The sequence below is a fragment of the Saonia flava genome, from assembly GCF_011927795.1.
Classification (GTDB): domain Bacteria; phylum Bacteroidota; class Bacteroidia; order Flavobacteriales; family Flavobacteriaceae; genus Saonia; species Saonia flava.
The window spans coordinates 276862-297302 of sequence record NZ_JAATJJ010000001.1 but is presented as its reverse complement, the minus strand read 5'-3'; the positions used below and the strand labels follow the sequence as shown (position 1 = coordinate 297302).

The 20441-nt window shown below is 35.5% G+C and carries 20 protein-coding genes; 10 read left to right on the top strand and 10 right to left on the bottom strand.

Features of this window, described 5'->3' with window-relative positions:
- Positions 1–182 precede the first annotated feature (182 nt).
- Positions 183–1460 carry a dipeptidase gene (locus GGR42_RS01420; RefSeq protein ID WP_167960121.1) on the top strand — a complete coding sequence of 426 codons (1278 nt, stop codon included), beginning with the start codon at positions 183–185 and terminating at the stop codon, positions 1458–1460.
- On the opposite strand, the gene GGR42_RS01415 is transcribed toward GGR42_RS01420, so the two are convergent.
- A complete protein-coding gene (locus GGR42_RS01415; RefSeq protein ID WP_167960119.1) occupies positions 1457–1861 on the bottom strand; it encodes an acyl-CoA thioesterase in 405 nt (134 codons plus the stop codon). The genes GGR42_RS01420 and GGR42_RS01415 overlap by 4 nt on opposite strands.
- 43 nt (positions 1862–1904) lie before the next feature.
- Complete coding sequence (locus tag GGR42_RS01410; protein WP_167960117.1) at positions 1905–2801, bottom strand: DUF72 domain-containing protein; 897 nt, start codon at positions 2799–2801, stop codon at positions 1905–1907.
- Between the two features lie 100 nt (positions 2802–2901).
- Here GGR42_RS01410 and GGR42_RS01405 point away from each other — a divergent pair, with 100 nt between their 5' ends.
- The 3 genes from GGR42_RS01405 to GGR42_RS01395 all read left to right on the top strand — a co-directional run bounded on the left by GGR42_RS01405 (position 2902) and on the right by GGR42_RS01395 (position 7290).
- Entirely contained in the window at positions 2902–3669 is a 768-nt protein-coding gene (locus tag GGR42_RS01405) for an outer membrane lipoprotein-sorting protein (RefSeq protein WP_167960115.1), read from the top strand.
- Between the two features lie 55 nt (positions 3670–3724).
- On the top strand, positions 3725–6754 hold the full coding sequence (locus GGR42_RS01400) for a WD40/YVTN/BNR-like repeat-containing protein (RefSeq protein ID WP_167960113.1): 3030 nt from the start codon (positions 3725–3727) through the stop codon (positions 6752–6754).
- A 128-nt stretch (positions 6755–6882) separates the two neighbouring features.
- Positions 6883–7290, top strand: a complete 408-nt coding sequence (locus GGR42_RS01395) for a glyoxalase (RefSeq protein WP_167960111.1) — start codon at positions 6883–6885, stop codon at positions 7288–7290.
- On the opposite strand, the gene GGR42_RS01390 is transcribed toward GGR42_RS01395, so the two are convergent.
- Positions 7282–7962 (bottom strand): DUF2461 domain-containing protein, encoded by a 681-nt coding sequence (locus GGR42_RS01390; protein WP_167960109.1) that lies wholly within the window; start codon positions 7960–7962, stop codon positions 7282–7284. The genes GGR42_RS01395 and GGR42_RS01390 overlap by 9 nt on opposite strands.
- A 95-nt stretch (positions 7963–8057) precedes the next feature.
- On the opposite strand from GGR42_RS01390, the gene epsC reads away from it, so the two are divergent.
- Positions 8058–8852 (top strand): serine O-acetyltransferase EpsC, encoded by a 795-nt coding sequence (gene epsC / locus GGR42_RS01385; RefSeq protein WP_167960107.1) that lies wholly within the window; start codon positions 8058–8060, stop codon positions 8850–8852.
- The gene (gene cysM / locus GGR42_RS01380) at positions 8842–9726 is read left to right on the top strand and encodes a cysteine synthase CysM (protein ID WP_167960105.1); all 885 of its coding nucleotides are present in this window, start codon (positions 8842–8844) and stop codon (positions 9724–9726) included. The genes epsC and cysM overlap by 11 nt, the downstream gene beginning before the upstream one ends.
- Before the next feature lie 54 nt (positions 9727–9780).
- Here the strand turns inward: cysM and GGR42_RS01375 are convergent, their stop codons facing one another.
- The 6 genes from GGR42_RS01375 to GGR42_RS01350 all read right to left on the bottom strand — a co-directional run bounded on the left by GGR42_RS01375 (position 9781) and on the right by GGR42_RS01350 (position 13847).
- A complete protein-coding gene (locus GGR42_RS01375; protein ID WP_167960103.1) occupies positions 9781–9966 on the bottom strand; it encodes a hypothetical protein in 186 nt (61 codons plus the stop codon).
- A 26-nt stretch (positions 9967–9992) separates the two neighbouring features.
- Positions 9993–10154, bottom strand: coding sequence for a DUF1328 domain-containing protein (locus GGR42_RS01370; protein ID WP_167960101.1), 162 nt, complete (start codon positions 10152–10154; stop codon positions 9993–9995).
- Between the two features lie 66 nt (positions 10155–10220).
- Positions 10221–10733, bottom strand: a complete 513-nt coding sequence (locus GGR42_RS01365; RefSeq protein WP_167960099.1) for a hypothetical protein — start codon at positions 10731–10733, stop codon at positions 10221–10223.
- Between the two features lie 44 nt (positions 10734–10777).
- Entirely contained in the window at positions 10778–11281 is a 504-nt protein-coding gene (locus GGR42_RS01360) for a Dps family protein (RefSeq protein ID WP_167960097.1), read from the bottom strand.
- 400 nt (positions 11282–11681) lie between these two features.
- Positions 11682–13037 carry a glycoside hydrolase family 28 protein gene (locus GGR42_RS01355; RefSeq protein ID WP_167960095.1) on the bottom strand — a complete coding sequence of 452 codons (1356 nt, stop codon included), beginning with the start codon at positions 13035–13037 and terminating at the stop codon, positions 11682–11684.
- Between the two features lie 63 nt (positions 13038–13100).
- Entirely contained in the window at positions 13101–13847 is a 747-nt protein-coding gene (locus GGR42_RS01350) for a tRNA pseudouridine synthase A (protein ID WP_317169666.1), read from the bottom strand.
- A 217-nt stretch (positions 13848–14064) separates the two neighbouring features.
- On the opposite strand from GGR42_RS01350, the gene GGR42_RS01345 reads away from it, so the two are divergent.
- Positions 14065–14544, top strand: coding sequence for a hypothetical protein (locus GGR42_RS01345; RefSeq protein ID WP_167960091.1), 480 nt, complete (start codon positions 14065–14067; stop codon positions 14542–14544).
- Positions 14545–14628: 84 nt separating this feature from the next.
- Here GGR42_RS01345 and GGR42_RS01340 read toward each other — a convergent pair whose 3' ends face one another.
- On the bottom strand, positions 14629–15498 hold the full coding sequence (locus tag GGR42_RS01340; RefSeq protein ID WP_167960089.1) for an anti-sigma factor domain-containing protein: 870 nt from the start codon (positions 15496–15498) through the stop codon (positions 14629–14631).
- A gap of 244 nt (positions 15499–15742) precedes the next feature.
- Here GGR42_RS01340 and GGR42_RS01335 point away from each other — a divergent pair, with 244 nt between their 5' ends.
- From GGR42_RS01335 to GGR42_RS01325, 3 genes are all read left to right on the top strand, one after another.
- Positions 15743–16441 (top strand): response regulator transcription factor, encoded by a 699-nt coding sequence (locus tag GGR42_RS01335; RefSeq protein WP_167960087.1) that lies wholly within the window; start codon positions 15743–15745, stop codon positions 16439–16441.
- Positions 16438–17925 carry a sensor histidine kinase gene (locus GGR42_RS01330; RefSeq protein WP_167960085.1) on the top strand — a complete coding sequence of 496 codons (1488 nt, stop codon included), beginning with the start codon at positions 16438–16440 and terminating at the stop codon, positions 17923–17925. The genes GGR42_RS01335 and GGR42_RS01330 overlap by 4 nt, the downstream gene beginning before the upstream one ends.
- Positions 17926–18272: 347 nt before the next feature.
- A complete protein-coding gene (locus tag GGR42_RS01325) occupies positions 18273–20348 on the top strand; it encodes a prolyl oligopeptidase family serine peptidase (RefSeq protein ID WP_167960083.1) in 2076 nt (691 codons plus the stop codon).
- The last annotated feature ends 93 nt before the right edge of the window (positions 20349–20441 follow it).

Sequence of the window (20441 nt, the reverse complement as noted above, 5' to 3'; positions counted from 1 at the left end):
TTCTGTTAATTTGTCACATTGGATAATTATGATTTTTATCCAACAAAAAATATTAATTCCCTAAGCCATAACTTAGGATTTTAATAAAAGTCCATAATAGGTATAGCGTACGCAATTAAATGTTATCTACGTGCATGTAGTTGTTGTCAAAATGCTTAATTTGTAGGTGTAAAAATTAGAAAATGAAACAGTTTATCGGATTAATTTGTGCTTTATCGGTGCTCTCGTGTGCAGAAGGTGAAAAAAAAGAGGAGATTTCAATTGAGGATAAAGCAAAAGAAATCCATGAAAAAGTGATTACGATAGACACGCATGATGACATCAATGTTAACAATTTTACGGACAGTATTAATTACACCCAAAACCTGAATACACAAGTTAACCTTCCAAAAATGAAGGCTGGCGGGTTGGATGTTGCTTGGCTAATTGTCTATACCGGACAGGACACTCTTACAGATGCAGGATATGCAAAAGCCTCCGAAAATGCAATGGCTAAATTTGATGCAATTCATAAACTCTGTGAAGAAATTGCACCCGATGAAATTGAGCTGGCATTAACCTCCAATGATGTGCGTAGAATACAGAAGGCAGGCAAAAAAGTGGCAATGATCGGTGTTGAGAATGCATATCCCATGGGAGAGGATTTTTCAAATTTTGAAAAGTATCACAAGTTAGGTGCCAGATATGTTTCATTGGCGCATAATGGACACAGTCAATTTTCTGATTCCAATACGGGGGAGCGAGACAGTATATGGTCATTTAATGGTTTAAGTGATATTGGTAAAGATGCTGTAAAAGAGATGAATAGATTAGGAATAATGATTGATGTGTCTCACCCATCCAAAGAAGCTATGAAACAGATGATTGCCCTATCCAAGGCTCCCATTATTGCATCACATTCTTCTGCACGGGCATTATGTGACCATAGTAGAAATTTAGATGATGAACAACTTTTGATGATGAAAGAGAATGGTGGAGTTGTTCAAACTGTAGCCTTTGGGTCCTATCTAAATACGGAAAAAAACGATAAGAGGTCAGAATATATGAAGGGTGTTTATAAGAATGTTGCCGATTCTTTACAGATGGATTGGTACGAACGTTCCCAATTTGGCAGTTTAACGAATGAGCAAAGAGCATCATTTTTTAAAAACTACCGTGAAGTTGTTGCCGTGGCAGAAGAATTAGTTAAGGGCGATGAAAGTGCTCCACCAGCTGTGGATGTCGGTGATTTTGTGAACCATATTGATTATATGGTGAAGCTTATGGGAATAGACCATGTAGGTATTAGTTCCGATTTTGATGGCGGTGGCGGAATAGCAGGTTGGTCCGATGCCTCAGAAACTTTTAATGTTACGCTGGAACTTGTAAAAAGAGGATATTCGGAAGAAGAGATTTCCAAATTGTGGGGTGGTAATTTATTGCGAGTTTTGGATGAAGTCCAGGCAATTGCCGAAAATTAAGAATTCTTCTCTTCCTTGGCTATTCTGTCTTTTACATATTCTATTTTGGTCTTTCCGTGATTTTTAGGCTTTCCATCATCGCCAAGATTTACCATAATTATGTTGTCCACTGTAACAATGGTCTCAAGGGTCATTTTATTCCTAACTTCACATTTTAAAGTCAGTGAAGATTTCCCAAATTTAACCACTGCCACACCAATTTCAATAATATCCCCTCTATGGGCACTGCTCATAAAGTTGATTTCCGACATGTATTTGGTAACCACCTTCTTATTTTCCAGTTGTATAATGCTGTAAAGAGCTGCCTCTTCATCTATCCATGCCAAGACTGCACCACCAAACAATGTTCCATTGGCATTTAAATCTCCTGGTTTTACTAATTTTCTAGTATGAAATCTCATTATATACGATTTAGAGAGAGCAAAGTTAGACTATCAAAAAGAATTAAAATAACTTATTATCGGAATCATGTAACGTTTTTGGAATTTGTAAATTACAACCTAGTTTTTCGTTCAATTTTCCAATAAAATACCCCGATAATAGTGGAGATTCCAACTCCATATTTTGATGCACAAAGAAATGAATGTTTCTAAGGCCTTCAGTCTTCCATTCGTATAATCTTGCTACCCAATCGTCCAATCTAGTATAGTCACTTTCATGGTTGGCCCCTACATATCTAACAAAGGCCTCATTATTGGTAAGGCGCATATGCATAAGATCACGCCTGCCGGCTGTATCTACCAATATATTCGCAATATTGTTTTCTTCCAAAAGGTGATAAAGTTCTTGGGCTACTTTTTCATCGGTGAACCAATCTGTATGTCTAAACTCAATGGCCAATGGAAACTGTTTGGGCCAATACTCTACAAATTGCACTACTCTATCCCAATTTTTAGGCCCAAAATTACCATGCATCTGCAAAAAGATGGTTCCCAACTTCTCTTTTAAGTGTGATGTTACATCCAAGTACCTGTCCACTATGGGGTACACTTTTTCATTTAACCTTCGTAAATGACTTATATCTTGAGAAATTTTTGGAAAAAACTTAAAATTTTCAGGGGTTTTGTCATACCATTTATCATATTGTTCTTCTGGAAAAATTCTATAAAATGTTGCGTTAAGCTCAATACTATTAAACTGGGAAGAATAATAGACAAGTTCATCCTTGGTTCCTCTTGGGTAAAAATTCTTTAAATCTTGTCTGTTCCATTTGGCACATCCTACATAAACAGATAGTGGAATTTCCTTATCTTGTCTTTGTAGAAGAACCTGGGTATAAGGATGGTCCTTTGGCATCGTAAAATCTATTAATTCTGGATGGTCAACTTTTCCGAACTTCATTTAGAGTCTTTTTTTAAATAATTATTGGACAAATTTGTAACAATAAAAACACATTTGATACTAACTAAAAGGAATAAAACTATAAATTAAAATAAAAATCATGAAAACACTAAAATTAGGTATTGCTTTATTAATGCTACTAATGACGTTGCCGTCACAAGCGCAAACGGCCGATGAAATATTAAGTAGTTATTTTGAAAATATAGGGGGGCTAGAAACCCTAAAAGCCGTTAAGGGTTTAAAAATGGTAGCAAAAATAAATCAACAAGGGTTGGAAATACCCTTGGAAATTATACAAATGAGCGATGGGAAACAAATGACTTCCTTTACTTTTCAAGGCAAAGAAATAAAGCAGGGTGTTTTTGATGGAGAAACCTTATGGAGCCATAATATGATGACCATGAAAGCAGAAAAAAGCGATGCCGAGTCCACCGCCAATTTTAAATTAAACTCTAATGATTTTCCTGATGCATTTATTGATTATAAAGAAAAGGGATATACTGTTGAATTAATTGGAAATGAAACCATTGATGGTGCCGATACCTTTAAAATAAAATTGGTTAAAGAACCCGTTACCGTGGATGGTAATGTAGAGGAAGATGTTAGTTTTTATTTCTTTGATACAGAAAACTTTGTTCCCATAGCAGTCCAGTCAGAAGTTAAGTCTGGCCCGGCAAAGGGAATGATTCAAGAAATCACAATGAGTGATTACCAGGAAGTAGATGGTTTGTATTTTCCATTTTCAATTACACAAGGTGTAAAAGGACAGCCTGGTTCTGCACCTATAACTATTGAGAGTATAGTATTAAATCCAGAGGTGGACGAAAAATTGTTTGTCTTTCCAGATGAAATGGAAGGAGAAAAATAAAAACCATATTTAAAAGGCCCTTATAATGAGGGTCTTTTTTTTAAACCCATCTAAAATGAAAAACATACTAGTAGTAATAATAATGGGATTTTTACTTCCCAATATTGGATTTTCCCAATCCAACCCCAAAGTAAATGGCAAAGAATTATTTGGTGATATAACTGCAAGACACATTGGACCCGCCTTAATGAGTGGTAGAATAAATGACATGGAAGTACACCCTACAAACAGTAGAGTCATTTATGCCGGTACTGCCGGTGGAGGTGTTTGGAAATCCAATGATGCTGGCACAACCTTCAATTCAATTTTTGATGACTACTGCCAATCGATTGGAGTAGTCACTTTGGACCCCAATAATCCAGATAATGTAATCTATGTTGGAACAGGTGAGACATGGACACGAAATAGTGTTTCTGTGGGTGATGGTTTATATAAGTCTGTTGATGGAGGGTCCAACTGGAAAAAAATAGGTTTTGAAAAATCTGAACGTATTACCAGTGTACTTGTAAATCCAAAAAACTCCAATGAAATATATGTAGGTGTTCTTGGGGCTTTATGGGGAGATAGTGATGTACGCGGTGTATATAAATCCAATGATGCCGGTGAAACTTGGGAAAAACTATTGTACATAGATCAAAAAACAGGTTGTGCCGATTTAACAATGGACCCCAATGATCCAAATATTTTATATGCCTCCATGTGGGAGTTTAGAAGAACGGGATGGTCTTTTGAATCTGGCGGAAGCAATAGCGCATTGTATAAATCTACTGATGGCGGTGCCACTTGGAATAAAATTCACAAAGGTTTTCCTGATGGTAAGCTTGGTAGATTGGGAATAGCCTTAGCCCCCTCCAATTCTAACATTCTCTATACAGTAATTGAAGCTGAAAAGGATGAAAAGAAAGGTCTTTATAGAAGTGATGATGCTGGGAACAGTTGGGAACAGCTTAACAATGATTTTGGTATTACAGTTAGACCCTTTTACTTTTCTAGAATTGTTGTGGACCCGAAAGATGAAAATGTTATAGTAAAAGGTGGACTATTTGGCTCTATATCAAGGGATGGAGGAAAAACCTTTAAAAGTCTTGGCAATATGCACAGTGATATCCATGATATTGCCTTTGGAATAAAAGATTCGGATGTGATGTATGTTGGCACGGATGGAGGTGTCTACCGCTCATGGAATGGAGGTACTACAATGGAAATTGTGGAGAATTTACCTCTTTCACAGTTCTATCATATCAGCGTTGATGATGCAACACCCTACAATATATATGGAGGCTTGCAGGATAACGGTTCTTGGTATGGGCCTTCCTCTTCCGATGGTGGTGTAGAAGCAAGAGATTGGAATTCAGTGGGAGGTGGAGATGGTTTTAGGGTGCTTAAACACCCAACTAAGAACATTGTTTATTCAGAAATGCAAGGTGCCGAAAATGTATGGAGGTATGATGTGGACAAAAATCTCACAAAGACTATACAGCCATTGGTCACCAAGAATACTGAAAAGCTTCGTTTTAATTGGAATGCTCCCATGGCACTAAGTAATTTTCAACCCGATAGGTTTTATATGGGAAGCCAATTCTTGCACAAATCGGAAGATATGGGCGATACTTGGGAAATTATTTCCCCAGATTTAACAACCAATGATCCAGCAAAACAGGAACAAGAAAACTCGGGAGGCTTATCCATGGATAATTCCGGGGCAGAAAACCATACTACCATCTTTACAATTGCCGAATCTCCTTTGGATGAAAATATCATCTGGGTAGGTACAGATGATGGTAACGTACAGGTAACACGGGATGGTGGTAAAACTTGGACCAACACCGTTGAAAATATTGTTGGTTTACCTAAAAACATATGGACATATCATATTGAAGCAAGCACATTCAATAAGGGATCCGCCTATGTTGTATTTGATGGGCACACAATGAACAATATGAATCCCTATGCTTATAAAACTACGGATTTTGGTAAAACTTGGACAAATATTATAACGGAGGACGTTGTTGGCATAACACGGAACATTCAAGAAGATTATGTTAACCCAGATTTATTGTTTTTAGGAACTGAGTTTGGGTTGTACATAACCACCAATGGCGGAAAGAACTGGTACAAGTTTACAAATAACATGCCTTCCGTTGCAGTACATTTCATTGATTTGCAAAAAACGACCAATGATTTGGTTATGGGAACCCATGGTAGAGGAGTCATTATCATTGATGATATTTCTCCACTTAGGGAATTAAATGATGAAGTATTAAACAAGGATGTCCATTTTTTTGTAAATGCACCTACTGTTATTAATGAAGAAAGTGGATTTACCGGTGGTTTTGGAAATGAGACGCAATTTATTGGCGCTAGTAAGAGCAAAAATTTCCAACTCAAATATTTTCTTAAGAAAAGACATACGTTTGGTAAAATGAGTTTGGAAATCCAGGATATGTTGGGCAATGTAATTAGTGAGATGGGCCCTGGGAAATCTAAGGGAATCAATATTGTGAACTGGAACTATAGCAGAAAACAACCAAAAATGGCCAAAGGAAAAACATTTAGTTTTTCTGGATTCACAACCCCGCAAGTTCCGGCAGGGACATATAAAGCGGTGTTAACAAAAGGGAAGGAAACCTATGAGCACACATTTGAATTGATATATGATAAAGACTCTCCCTTAAACGAAGCCGACAGAAAATTAAAAAATGAAACCATTATGTTATTGTATGATATGACCCAGGAATTGGCATATTTGGTTTATGAGTTAGATGAAATGATTGCGAAGGCCGAAGCTGACAAAAACTCTAAAATGGAAACTAAATTAAATAACTTAAAAGAGACCTTGGTTATTACTACAGGTGATAATTATGTGGGAAGCGCGGAACCCCAGCTACGTGAAAAAATAGGGAATTTATATAGTAAATTAGTTTTAAGCTATGACAAACCATCTCCAACAGAGTTAGATAATTTAGCTATTGTTATGGAAAGATTTGAAGAGGCAAAAACAGAGTTTTCAAAATTAAAAAAGAAATTTAAATCTTCAGAAGGTATTGCTGTTAAAACCTATCAGGAGTTTTTAGAAAGTAAATAAGATTATTGCATAATTTTTAAAAGCCACTGAAAACCTCAGTGGCTTTTTGTTTATAACCTCGTTAAAAACTAATTTTCGCACAGAAATTCCTAGGCCTTCTTATGATTATCTTTAGGAAAACTACACAGATGAACACTAGATCTATGGATCTACTAAAGATTCGCCCACAGATTTCCAGTAGCAGTTTAACAGAAAACATGAGTGATAATGAGCGATTTCAAAATGAAACCCTTAGGCCCATTATTAAACTTCAGAACAATCTTTTATTGGCTGTTTTTAAAAACTATATTAAGAAGCACAAAAATTATTTTTTGGAACTTTCCCTTGAAAAGAAGTTGGTCTATATAGAAAATGCAATTCAAAAGGACATTAAGTTTAGAAACTCCTTAAAAGGAATGGTCATTGGTCAATTTACAGTGGAAGAATACAATCTATATATAAAGGATTCGTCAGCACTTAACAAGAGAATGATGAATATGGTTATAGAACGCTTAAAGGACCAAGTTCAATTTTTTGATAAACCTGTTTTAGTCTAGTAGTGACTCCCCATTCAAATTAGTGGTAAGGATATCACTCATTAAGTCAAAATAGGGTCTAATGGACTTAAAGGAATCGTCCACAACATCAATAAAGTTGTTGGAAAGAACTTCCTTATTTGTGAAATTGCGAACAAAAATAAATTGTTTCATTCTAATTAAATCAATATTTGGGTCTTCTTTATCAAAACCTTTAGGGGCCGTTTTTAACCCCTCCCCTTTTATTTCTCCCCATACATTTTTGAGGGTCTTGTCATTAATTACTTTTCGAATCTCCGTGCTGTCCATTTCAAATTCCTTTCGTATTCGGAACAAATCGTCTTTGTTGGGTTCCCAAAAGCCCGTGGCAATAAAAGTTTCATTGTTGGCAACCTGCAAGTAGTAACCTCCCCTTAATCTAGCGCCAGACCTAGAGAATGAACCTCCAAAATGTGTTTTGTACGGAGTTTTATCCTTTGAAAAACGAACATCTCTATAGATTCGAAACATTTTAATTTTCTCAATCTCATCATGGACGTTTAGTTTGTCCATTAAAACTTTATAGAATCCTTTTATATCGGCTTCATGAGCTTTAAACTCGGTTTTATGCTCAGTAAACCACTCTCTGGTATTGTTTTTACTTAATTCATTTAAAAAATTGAGGGTGCTCTTGGTAATTACAGGATTGTTCATTCGACTTAGCAATAGATATTTTAAGCTAAAGTTAACCATTTTGACAGACCTGCTTTTGAAATATTGGTTAATTTTGAACTACAACGAATTCTAGGATGGATATAAAATCTATAATTGACAAAATAATTCTTCACAAGAAGCAGCCTAACCTAAGGTATTGTCTTAAAGAAAAAACAGAGGTATTTGCCAACACCCTTTTTTACACCCTATTTGATATTGACACCCCAGTTGAGGAAAATTTGAAAAAGCTGGAAATTCTTTTTGATGAATTAACCAACTTGGCCTGTTGGGAAGTTGAAAAACCGTGTTCGGAACTATGGAAAAAATATGTTTCTAAACTACCGAACATTTTGGAGAAATTAAATTTGGATGCAGAAGCCACAGTTAATTGTGACCCAGCTTCCTTATCAGTTGAAGAAGTGTATATGGCCTATCCCGGTTTTTATGCCATTGCCATTTATAGGTTGGCACATGAACTTTATATAGATGGATTTCCTTTGGTGCCACGTTTAATGACGGAATATGCCCATAGACAAACAGGAGTGGATATAAATCCAGGCGCTACCATAGGTGAATCTTTCCATATAGACCATGGAACGGGTGTGGTTATTGGTGAAACAGCCATTATAAAAGATCATGTGAAAATATACCAAGGGGTTACTTTAGGAGGGCTGTATGTTGCAAAAAATCTTCAAAAAACTAAGCGACATCCCACTATTGAGTCAAATGTAACCATATATGCAAATGCCACTATCTTGGGAGGAGAAACTGTTGTTGGTGAAAACTCCATTATTGGTGGAAATGCATGGATAACCAGTTCTGTGCCTGCAAACTCAAAAGTTTTTCATACCCCTGAGATCAAAATAAAAACCCAACCACATGTCTCATAATATTCTGGATTTAATTGGTAATACCCCATTGGTGGAATCAAGGGTGTTAAACCAAAATCCCAATGTAACCCTTTATTTTAAATTGGAAGGCCATAATCCTGGTGGAAGCGTAAAGGATAGGCCTGCTCTAAATATGATAAGGGCTGGTTTGGAAAGAGGTGATTTTGACACCAATTCCAAACTAATAGAAGCTACCAGTGGCAATACGGGAATTGCATTGGCCATGATTGCAGGTATATACGGTTTGGATATGGAATTGGTAATGCCCGAAAACTCAACTAAAGAACGAGTACAGACCATGAGGGCCTACGGGGCTAAAGTTACTTTGACTCCTTCTGATATAGGTATTGAAGGAGCGAGGGATTATGCCGAATCCAAGGTTAATAATGATGGATACATCATGCTCAACCAATTTGCGAACAATGACAATTGGCAAGCACATTATAAATCCACCGGTCCAGAAATCTGGAAGGATACAGAAGGGGAAATAACCCATTTTGTTTCTGCTATGGGAACTACGGGTACCATTATGGGAACGTCTACTTATTTAAAGGAAGTGAATCCAAATATTCAAATTGTTGGCGTACAACCAGAAGATGGTTCTAGAATTCCTGGCATAAGAAGATGGCCAGAAGAATATTTGCCAAAAATTTTTAATCCCAGCAAAGTAGATAAGATTTTGGATGTAAATGAGACCGATGCCAATGAAATGGCAGTTAAAATGGCTAGGGAAGAAGGAATCTTCTGTGGTGTTAGTAGTGGTGGTGCCGCCACCGCAGCACTTAGGTTGGCCAAAACTTTGGATAGTGGGGTCATTGTGTCCATCGTCTGCGACAAAGGCGATAGATATTTATCATCTAATCTGTTTGGTTAGAAACTAAAAAAGGACGCATTAGTATGCGCCCTTTTTTATTATGTGTGCAGCTTCTTAAGAATTGTCGTCTGTTGCATCATCAATTTCATCTTCAATTTCTTCTACACCTTCTTCTAAGTCGTCTCCAACTTCTTCAATTCCATCTTCTACTTTCTCCTCGGTAGTTTTGGGGTCTCTACACCCCATAATTACAGTGGATAAGGCAAATATGGTTATGATACTTAATAATAACTTTTTCATTTTAATGTGTTTTTATGGTTAATAAATTATTTAGATAGTAAGCCTTTTACAAGGGATAGTACAAACAGTACTATGAATATGAAGAATAATATTTTAGCGATTCCTGCTGATGCTCCAGCGATTCCCCCAAATCCCAAGATTCCGGCTATAATGGCGATAATTACAAATGTGATTGTCCAACGTAACATAATTTTAGTTTTTAAGATTAATATTCTATTTATAATGGTATTCGTGTTATTTATTTGGTGTTCCTCTTATTTTATGGAGGTATGACTTTCTACAAAAAGCTCTACTTCTTTACCTTTTCCATCAGTAAACACATATACTTTTTTATTGTTTGCCTTGGATTTTAAGGTTATATTTTCCAATATTTCTAGGTTACTTCCGTCTTCGACAGCAACTATTATTTCATCTATATCGCTTACCAAAACAAAATCAGAAATGCTATCTGTCATGTAGCTGAATACAATTTTTTCATCATATTTATCGTCCTTGTCATTATCTATGCGTACAGTCTTGGTCACCTTTTTCTTATTTGGAAAAACCCTGGTTTGATTGACTTTCTTTTTATCTGCATCATCTGTCAAAATAGGTTGTGAAATTTTGGTATTCACTAAAACAGAATTCTTTATCAACTTTCCGTCCTTATATAATTTATACGTCTTCTTAGTGGTTTCCTGAACTGTTTCTTTAGATTTTTCTTGGGCACTTATTACAGTTGTTCCCAGTATAAATGTTGCGATTGTAATTAATTTTAAATATTTCATTTTCTGATTTTTAGGGTTAATATTAGTTGTCTCTTCGTCTTTATTTATAGTATGGAGGAGGTTGATTTTAAGTTATCGGAGTTATTTTTATGCCATGCATCCAATATCCAACTCGCTTTTTCCAATTCCCTTATATATCCACCAATGAGATCTATGGTTCCCTCATCCCCTACTTCATTGGCCTTTCCAATAACAATGCTCATTTGCTTGAGCAATATTTGATGCGCTTTTAGTATTTCCATGACCATTTGCCTGTCAGATGGAGAATCGTTGTTTTCATTAATGGATGATGTCTTTAGATATTCACTGTAATTACTCATGGGATGGTACCTCAAGGTTAAAATCCTTTCAGCAATTTCATCAATTTTAATTCTGGCTTCTGTATATAGCTCTTCGAATTTTTCATGTAGATCAAAAAAATTCTTACCCAGAATATTCCAGTGAAAGTTTCTTAGTTTTTGATAATAAATGTGGTAATCGGCCAAAAGTGTATTTAAGCCCATAACTACAGGAATTAATTTTTCTTCATTAATATTTAAATATTTCATGAATAAATTTTTTAATTAAACAATATGTAAATGTTGAGCGGGAAAAGTCTTTGTTATGCTATGAAACTAGCAAGTGGACGAATGTCCTGTTCTGTAAAAGATTGTGATTAATAACTCAACGCTCTTAATATAAGGGTAGAGACAATTTTGTCAAGTCCTTTAACGACGTTTAACCTTTGTTAAGAAAAATTAACATAATAACTGTTAAAAGAAAGATGTCTTTTTAGATGAAGTTAACATTCATGACGACAGAATTAGTTTTATAAAACTAGCACTATTACAGTGTTTTCAATATTAAATATCATAATTCTATTAAAGAAATAACTTCAAAAGAAATTTAGCAAGCAGGTTTTTGAAAATGGGTTTAATTGGCTTTTAAGACCAATTCTCTTCTCATTTATTACCTAATGCTTATGTTTTTTACATTTTCTGTTACCAGCCATTCGCGGGCATCTGGTAATTCTGATGATATATTGCAATTTTCAAATTCCACATTATCTGTATGCCTAATATAAAACCCATAGGCATTTGTATTTCCAAATTTGCTTCCTTCAGGATATGCGCCATCGTATTCCATGACAGTCTGATCAGTAGTTTTTATACCTCCCTTTAAATTAAAATTTAAATTGTTAAAGGTTACATTCTGAATATTATGCCCCCTTATTCCAGTAATTATAGAAGGGTATTGTCTTGTAAACCCTTCTCCACTAATATTTTTAAAATGAATATTGGAAATACTCCCTATCCTTGGTTCTCTTTCTGGAACCGTACGTTTTCTATCTGCCAATAATATAAAAATGGCCTGACCAGAGTTTAAAATTTCACAATTGCTAACATTTATATTGTCTATTACCGCACCATCCATAGATTCTATTACCAAAGCTGAATTTTGATTTGCATTTTTAAGGGTTAATCCAGAAACATCAAAATTCATAAAGCTCCCCAAACCATCTGTCCCCAATTTAAAACAATTACCTGCATTTACATTTAGTTTATCAATAATACAATTGCGTACTATTACATCTTTGCACCCATATTCACTACCGCTCTTAAAACATATTCCATCGTCCTCGGATTTAATATCACAATCTTCTATTAAGACATTATGGCAATCGACAATATCAATACCATCCCTATTAGGTGTTAAATTACCAGTATTTACTTTTATATTTCGGATAACAACATTATCAGATTCTATGTACACTTGTGTCCAACATGCTGGTTTTACCATGGTAATACCAGAAACAACAATATTTTCGGACCCAACAAAGGCCAAAATAGAGGGCCTATCTTTTTCCGTTCCCAGTGATTTTACATTCATCCATGGTTCATAATCACCCTGCCCATTTATTTTTCCTTTGCCCGTTATGGTTACATTTTTTACATGGTTCCCATAAATTAATCTACGTTGGCAATCTTCTAGCATTCTGTTTGGAAATTTTGTCTCAATTTTATGGTGGGGATAAGCTTCTTCAGAATCAGATTGAATTCCTAAAATAGTGGCCATTGAATCAATTTTTATAGTCATGTTGCTTCCCAGCATTAATTGACCGGTCAAAAAGGTTCCTTTAGGAAATAATACTGTGCCACCCGTTCCTTTACATGCATCAATTGCTTTTTGGATGGCTTTCTGGTCATTGGTAATGCCATCACCAACAGACCCATAATCGTAAACATTAAATACAGCTTTCTTTTTATCTGAACTGGAGCATTGGAACAAAATTGGAACTATACATAATAGAATATACTTTTTCATGTCTTTTAGTTATTTCATTGGTTAGCATACTATTCCCAATCTAGCATACTTATTTCTAAACACTCATTTTTTAAACTCCAACTTATTTAATAATAGCCCGGAACCAGGGGCTACATAGGAAATTTGGTCGTTGTATCCTTCTTGTAAAGATTCTTTAATAGCCTCTAAGGTAAGTTCACCTTTGCCCAAAAGAATCAAGGCCCCCATGATCATTCGTACTTGGTAGCGTATAAATCCCTCACCTTCCACGTATAGCGCATAGCTTTTTTCTGGAAAAAAATTGGCTTTTAAAAGGGTGTTTTCTGTTATTTCACAATTGGTAACAATCCTATCAAAAGTGGTATTCTCTTGCGGTCTTGCGGTGTAGGCCCTAAAATTATGGTTGCCAATAAATAACTTGGCTCCTTTTTTCATAAGTTCAATATCCAACTCTTCTATTATATTGGCTAAAAAGGGAGCGCAAAAAGGATGGTTCTTCTGTCCATGGGCGAACAGGTATACATATTCCTTGGATTTACTACTTTGAATAATATTGAAACGTGCATCAACTTCTATGATATCAAGGGCCTTTATATCAGGTGGTAGGTTTTTGTTGAACTCGTCTAGAAACTTTTTAAAATCATTTATTGTTTTTTCTTCAATAAACAATTCAAATTTGGCATCCAATGCAGAGACTTTAGAATCTGTTCTACCAGCCCCCAAAACTTTAAATTTTGTATTGGGGAGGACAAATTTCAAGGTTTTTACCAACATACTTTCAATAGTTTTTTGACCAGGTTGTTTTTGCCAACCACTGTATCTAAAACCCAAAAATTGAAGTTGTATTAAGTAGAAATATCGCTTTTTAACCATAAAAGTGCTCTATATAAAGAGTAGCCCTAAGGTATGATTTTAACATTTAACCAAGAATTTGACCACAGATTTTTTAAGATACCCAACATTCCTATCCTTTCATCGATTATTTCAAATAATAGATAATGCCCCACGTTTTTAAAACCGAAAGGAAACTAAAGATCCCTCAAAATATATGAATCACCTTTTGCGTATTTTTTCATGGAAACGAAGCATGTTGCTTTCAATTTGTGTACTATGTATTTTAATAGTGCTCAATTTCTATGGAGTATACACCAATAAGTTCTACTTTTTAAGGCCGGACAATTATATATTTCCCATACTTACCATTGTACATTTTGTTTATATTTATGTTATTCAGTTTAAAATCAGGGAGATGGAAAGGCCGGACATACAAATGAGAAATCTTGAGTACTCCCTATATATTATCCTATTTGTATATCTATTTAAACTATATGAATCGGTTAACAAGTTGTTGAGCTATACTGATTTTAAAGACCATTTATTGCCAGATTCTTTTAAACCAATGTCAATGCTTATTTTATACCTATATATCTTATTGCTTTTTTTAACCTTTCTAACATTTAAACACCGAAAGGATTTAGTGGGGAATTATGTTTTTGACGATAAGGACGGAATAGACTCCTGGGAATAAAATACCAATCTAACTATATATACAAGAAGGCCCAGCGGAATTCCGCTGGGCCTTCTTACTAATTAATAACTAACACCTATATTATTATCGGCTTACCGTTCCCGTTGGGAAACTGGCACTTACATTGTCTCCCAATGCTTGTACACCCATAGCGTCTGCGGGAATCATACCCACAAGTGGCTTTAATGTAAATGGCATTGGGCTATTGTCTGGGTAAGGTTCTATGGAGATTACGGCAACTCCACCCCTTAAATCTGTTGGAAATGTTAATCCACTTGGAGCATTGTGCAAGAAATCCTCTCCTGGAAATGGAGGACCAGGATTGGAGCCACTAAATGGATCGGCTTCATCAAAATCGTCCACTGCGGTAAAGGTACCTGTTGTTACAGGGACACCGTCAATTACAGCCCATCCTTCATACTTCCAACCATCATTTAGAGTAGGTAGTTCCAAACCGACCATTGGACTTCCTGAGCTATTGTTCAAGAACCACAATCCACTATATTTTTCATTTTCCGCACCCGTTCCTGTTGGTGTAGCCAAAATGTACTCCCCTGCAACGGTATCAAAACTTGCGGCAACAGTACCTGTGGAAACAGCTGCCATATCCCCATTAAATTCTCCAATTAACAATTTTGTTGGAGCAGGGTCTGGGGATGGGTCTGGAACTGGTTCAATAGAGAGAACAAAGTTAGTGGCACTTTCCAACATTTCGGTATCCAAGGAAAAGGTACTTTCGGAAAGTTCTCCGCTGGCATTCACCGAAAAAGTTCCCGTTGAAACAGGAGCTCCGTCAACAATTATCCATCCTTCGTATAAAAAATCGCCACCTAAGTCCTCCAAACCATTAAGGTTTAGGGTTAAATTGGACATGGCTGGTTCATCGTCCACGTTGCCTCTATGACAACTACTTAATAGAGCAAGTACTCCTGCAAATAATAATAGATTTTTCATAATGATTTTTTAAAGTTAATACTGCAAACTAACCCCAACAACATAACAGTGATATCACAGAAACATAAACTCTTACGTAAGTTTCATGACTTTTCTGTGACTTCTTTGGTATTACATTTCTTATTTTAGGAGCAATGACAGGAAAATTGCGGTTCTATAGCTAGAAAAAGACGGTTAACCATCGTTATATTCCTATGTGATAGTTATGTGATACTTTTTAATTCTCTTTGTATACAGATTAGTTATGAAGCAAATATTGATTATAGAGGACGACCAGGAAATTATTAAACTCTTGGAAATTCATTTAACAGGCCATATTTATACCACTTCCGTCGCAACTGATGGTGAAACTGGTCTTAATATGGCTTTGGAAAAGGAGTATGACCTAATTATACTGGATTTAACCTTGCCCATTATGGACGGAGTGGAAGTCTGTAAACAATTGCGTACTAAGAAAAATACACCCGTAATTATGCTAACGGCCAAGTCAGAAGAAATAGACAGGGTACTTGGCCTAGAAATTGGTGCGGATGATTACATTACCAAACCTTTTAGCATACGGGAACTGTTGGCAAGAATAAAGGCAGTAATGCGTAGAACTGGTAAACAGCAAATAGATGAAGGCAATTCTTCCGCTCTCACTTTTGAGAATCTTTTGATTGATGTAGAAAAACGTAAAGTTTTAGTGAACAATAAAAAAATAGAGCTTTCTCCCAAAGAGTTTGAGCTTTTGGTTCTTATGGCAAGTAATCCTGGTAGAAATTATTCCAGAACAGAATTGTTGAACATGATTTGGGGCTATAATTTTGAAGGGTATGAACATACGGTAAACTCTCATATCAATAGGTTACGTGCCAAAATAGAATCGGATATGGCCAACCCAAATTATGTATTGACCACTTGGGGAGTTGGCTATAAGTTTAATGAAGATATGGTAGCATGAGCAAAACAGAAAGAACCCTCACCCCTAGCCTTACAAAGAAACTATGGCTGGTTTTTATATTGATCATTGTTTTAATGGGGGCATCGTATATATTTATTACCGGCTATTTTGCCAATAAATATAATCAGGCAACGACTCAAAAACTTAATGCCAAGGTAGCCAATCATTTAATTGAAGAAAAATTCCAAAATGCATCTCCTTTTTTAGAAGATGGTAGTATAAATAAAGAGTTGTTTGGGGATTTAATGCACGATATGATGGCCGTAAACCGTGGTATTGAGGTGTATCTATTGGGAAATGATGGGGAAATACAATATTCTGTAGTACTTAGTCCCAGTGAAAATGAAGCGGCAGAAAAAGTTTCCCTAACTCCTATACAATCTTTTATAGCGGATGAAGGCGAGAATTATATTTTAGGGGATGACCCAAGAAATCCCGGAGAACAACGAATATTTTCTGCGGCACCTTTTGATATTAATGGTAAAAAGGGGTTCATCTATATTATTTTAGCGGGGGAAGAATTTCAAATGATAAGCCAAAACATGCTGGCCCAGTACTTTGTGAAATTGGGTATTGGTGCCACATTGCTCACCATGTTTTTTGCTGCCTTATTAGGAATTTTAAGTATTTGGTTCTTGACCAAAAACTTAAGACTTATGACCAAAACAGTGCGTAAGTTCCAAGAGGGAGATTTAACAGCCCGAATTGAAAATCCTGAAAAATCGGATATAGAAGTATTTGCCAAATCTTTTAATGAAATGGCGGACACAATTACGGGGAACATAGATAAAATGCAATCTGTGGACACGCTACGTAGGGAGCTTATTGCCAATGTATCCCATGACTTGCGAACACCGTTGGCAATCATGAAAGGGTATATAGAAACCTTGCAGATTAAAAAGGATACTCTTACAGAAGCAGAAAAACAAGAATATTTACAGATTACCAATGACAATGTGGACAAGCTTTCTGGCCAGATCAATCAGTTGTTTGAATATTCCAAATTAGAAGCAGAACAGGTAACTCCAGTAAAAGAGCCTTTTTCCATTACAGAGCTGTCCCATGATCTTATTGCAAAATTCAAGGTCATTGCAGATAAGAAAGAAATTACTTTAGAACTTAACAATCCAGAGGAAAACTGCATGGTATATGCCGATGTTAGCTTAGTAGAGCGTGCATTGCAAAACTTAATTGAAAACGCATTAAAATATACAGCTCCTAAAGGCAAGGTAACCATGTCCTTAAATAAAAAAAATAAGAATATTGAAATCTGTATTGCAGATACAGGTACTGGAATTCCATTGAGTGAACAACCTTATATTTTTGATAGATACAAACAAGTGAACAAGAATTCCAAAAAACAAGGTTATGGACTTGGGTTGGCCATTGTTAAAAAAATAATGGATCTACATGAAACCACAATAACGGTATTGAGCAAACCCAAAGAGGGCAGTTCCTTTATTTTTAACCTGCCTGCCTATTAAAAAATTAAACGCTTTGTCATATCGAATGTACATGGGATATCTAAAGATTTCTCGGTCTTGCGCATAGTCAAAAGGCTTCTTCGAAATGACAAAAACCCGTAAATGGGAAAGATTGCTATGAAAGCAAAAGCCCCTCTTTTGAGGGGTTTTTGTGTTTAATGAATTGAGTTAATTGATAGTATGTCAAAAACAACTACTTTTAACAGTAAAGTTTTTAACCTATTAATAACCAGCTTTACTATATTAGCTTTTCCAATGTTACGGTAGGGTTTCTATTTTAATCATGCTCATGTAATTTTAGTAACAATTCTTAAAGAAAAAAGTACTAACCAAAATAGCCATAAACCATGAAAAACATATTTTTAGCTTCTTTAGGAATCTTTATTTCATGTTTATCCATAACTGCCCAAGAAGATCCTTATTTATGGTTGGAAGAAATAGAGAGTCCAAGGTCTCTTGAGTTTGTAACAGAACAAAACAATATTACTTTAGATAAATTAAGTAAAGTAAAAGAATATCAAAACATATATGATAAATCTCTGGAAATATCCAATTCCACGGATAAAATTGCCTATCCCAAAGTTTATGGTACCTATGTTTATAATTTTTGGAAGGACAAAGACCACATTAGAGGTATATGGAGACGATCTGCAAAAGACGCCTATATAGATGGTAATCCTACTTGGGACACCCTATTGGATTTGGATGAAATGTCTGCTGAAGGTAATATTAAATGGGTTTATAAAGGGGCCCAAGGCCTATACCCCAACTATAATAGGTTTCTAATTAGTTTATCAAACGGAGGTGCAGATGCAACAGTAACTAGGGAGTTTGATGTAGAAACAAAATCGTTTGTTGAAAACGGTTTTTATATCCCAGAATCCAAAGGCGGGGCAACCTATCTGGATGGAAATACACTCATCGTAACTTCTGATTTTGGAGAAAATACGATGACCACTTCTGGTTATCCAAGACAAGTTAAGCTTTTGAAACGAGGTACTTCATTAAAAGACGCTGAACTTGTTTATGAAGGATCAACTACAGACGTAGGAAGTTTCAGTGGTATTTTGAGAGATGGTCCAATAAGCTATCAAATAGTCAATCGTTATAAAACAATGTTTTCTAATGAAACAATTGTTTTAATTAATAATAAGCCTATTGTTTTGGAAATTCCTGATGATGCTGTAAATAGTGGAATTCTTAAGAATCAACTTATTACTGAATTAAAATCGGATTGGACAGTTGAAGGAAAAAAGTATAAGCAAGGTTCTGTCATCAGCCTAAATTTCACTGATTTATTGGTAGGAAAGAAAAACATACAATTGATATTGGAACCAGATGAATTTTCCAGTGTATCCAGTATCTCCGTGACCAAAAGTAAATTGCTGATTAATTTATTGAATAATGTAAAAGGAGAATTATATATCTATTCTTTTGATGATGAAAAATGGAAAAATACCAAAGTGAATGCTCCAGAGTTCGGGACTATTTCAATTATTGATACAGATGAATTATCTGACCAATACTTTTTTGAATTCGAAAACTTTTTAACTCCATCAACCCTATTTTTAGCAAACGCAGATGATGGAACTTTCCAATCATTAAAATCTCTCAAAGCCTATTTTGATGGTACCAAGTATAAAGTTGACCAAATTAAAGTAAAATCAAAAGATGGAACGCTAGTACCCTATTTCTTGGTTACTTCCAAGGACATGAAATATGATGGTACCAATCCAACTTTGCTCTATGCCTATGGTGGGTTTGAAATATCTTCTAATCCTTTTTACTCTGGCACATTTGGTTCAGTATGGCTGGAAAATGGCGGAGTTTTTATTTTAGCCAATATTCGTGGTGGCGGTGAATATGGTCCAAAATGGCACCAAGCAGGATTAAAGGAAAAAAGACAAAACGTTTTTGATGATTTTCATGCGGTTGCTGAAGATCTTATTGCTAAAAAAGTAACATCTCCAAAACATTTAGGGATTATGGGTGGTAGCAATGGTGGACTATTGGTAGGAACTGCCTTTACGCAAAAGCCAGAATTGTATAATGCCGTGGTTTGCCAGGTTCCCCTCTTGGATATGCAGCGTTATAACAAACTGCTTGCCGGTGCTAGTTGGATGGGAGAATTTGGTAATCCTGATGTTCCTGAAGAATGGGAATACTTAAAAAAATATTCTCCTTACCATAATTTGAAAGAAGGAGTATCGTACCCAGAAGTTTTCTTCTATACTTCTACCCGCGATGACCGTGTTCATCCCGGGCATGCAAGAAAAATGGTTGCCAAAATGATTGAAATGGGCAATCCAATTTATTATTATGAGAATATAGAAGGTGGTCATGCGGGTTCTTCTACCAATGAGCAAAGTGCTAAAGCCAATGCATTGATGTTTTCATATTTATTATTGAAATTAGCTGATTAGAAAAAACCATTTTGAAATAAGTAAGGGTGTGTGAGATTTAATTTTGGATGGATATTGCTCTATTGTTTTTTCATACCTCTCATGGGATTTTTA

Bases quoted from the DNA above. Each gene is read 5' to 3' on its own strand.
- GGR42_RS01415 (WP_167960119.1), bottom strand. From the start codon at position 1,861: ATGAGATTTCATACTAGAAAATTAGTAAAACCAGGAGATTTAAATGCC.
- GGR42_RS01390 (WP_167960109.1), bottom strand. From the start codon at position 7,962: ATGAACAATCCTGTAATTACCAAGAGCACCCTCAATTTTTTAAATGAA.
- epsC (WP_167960107.1), top strand. From the start codon at position 8,058: ATGGATATAAAATCTATAATTGACAAAATAATTCTTCACAAGAAGCAG.
- GGR42_RS01405 (WP_167960115.1), top strand. From the start codon at position 2,902: ATGAAAACACTAAAATTAGGTATTGCTTTATTAATGCTACTAATGACG.
- GGR42_RS01355 (WP_167960095.1), bottom strand. From the start codon at position 13,037: ATGAAAAAGTATATTCTATTATGTATAGTTCCAATTTTGTTCCAATGC.
- GGR42_RS01360 (WP_167960097.1), bottom strand. From the start codon at position 11,281: ATGAAATATTTAAATATTAATGAAGAAAAATTAATTCCTGTAGTTATG.
- GGR42_RS01330 (WP_167960085.1), top strand. From the start codon at position 16,438: ATGAGCAAAACAGAAAGAACCCTCACCCCTAGCCTTACAAAGAAACTA.
- GGR42_RS01325 (WP_167960083.1), top strand. From the start codon at position 18,273: ATGAAAAACATATTTTTAGCTTCTTTAGGAATCTTTATTTCATGTTTA.
- GGR42_RS01365 (WP_167960099.1), bottom strand. From the start codon at position 10,733: ATGAAATATTTAAAATTAATTACAATCGCAACATTTATACTGGGAACA.
- GGR42_RS01345 (WP_167960091.1), top strand. From the start codon at position 14,065: ATGAATCACCTTTTGCGTATTTTTTCATGGAAACGAAGCATGTTGCTT.
- GGR42_RS01370 (WP_167960101.1), bottom strand. From the start codon at position 10,154: ATGTTACGTTGGACAATCACATTTGTAATTATCGCCATTATAGCCGGA.
- GGR42_RS01335 (WP_167960087.1), top strand. From the start codon at position 15,743: ATGAAGCAAATATTGATTATAGAGGACGACCAGGAAATTATTAAACTC.
- GGR42_RS01400 (WP_167960113.1), top strand. From the start codon at position 3,725: ATGAAAAACATACTAGTAGTAATAATAATGGGATTTTTACTTCCCAAT.
- cysM (WP_167960105.1), top strand. From the start codon at position 8,842: ATGTCTCATAATATTCTGGATTTAATTGGTAATACCCCATTGGTGGAA.
- GGR42_RS01395 (WP_167960111.1), top strand. From the start codon at position 6,883: ATGAACACTAGATCTATGGATCTACTAAAGATTCGCCCACAGATTTCC.
- GGR42_RS01340 (WP_167960089.1), bottom strand. From the start codon at position 15,498: ATGAAAAATCTATTATTATTTGCAGGAGTACTTGCTCTATTAAGTAGT.
- GGR42_RS01410 (WP_167960117.1), bottom strand. From the start codon at position 2,801: ATGAAGTTCGGAAAAGTTGACCATCCAGAATTAATAGATTTTACGATG.
- GGR42_RS01375 (WP_167960103.1), bottom strand. From the start codon at position 9,966: ATGAAAAAGTTATTATTAAGTATCATAACCATATTTGCCTTATCCACT.
- GGR42_RS01420 (WP_167960121.1), top strand. From the start codon at position 183: ATGAAACAGTTTATCGGATTAATTTGTGCTTTATCGGTGCTCTCGTGT.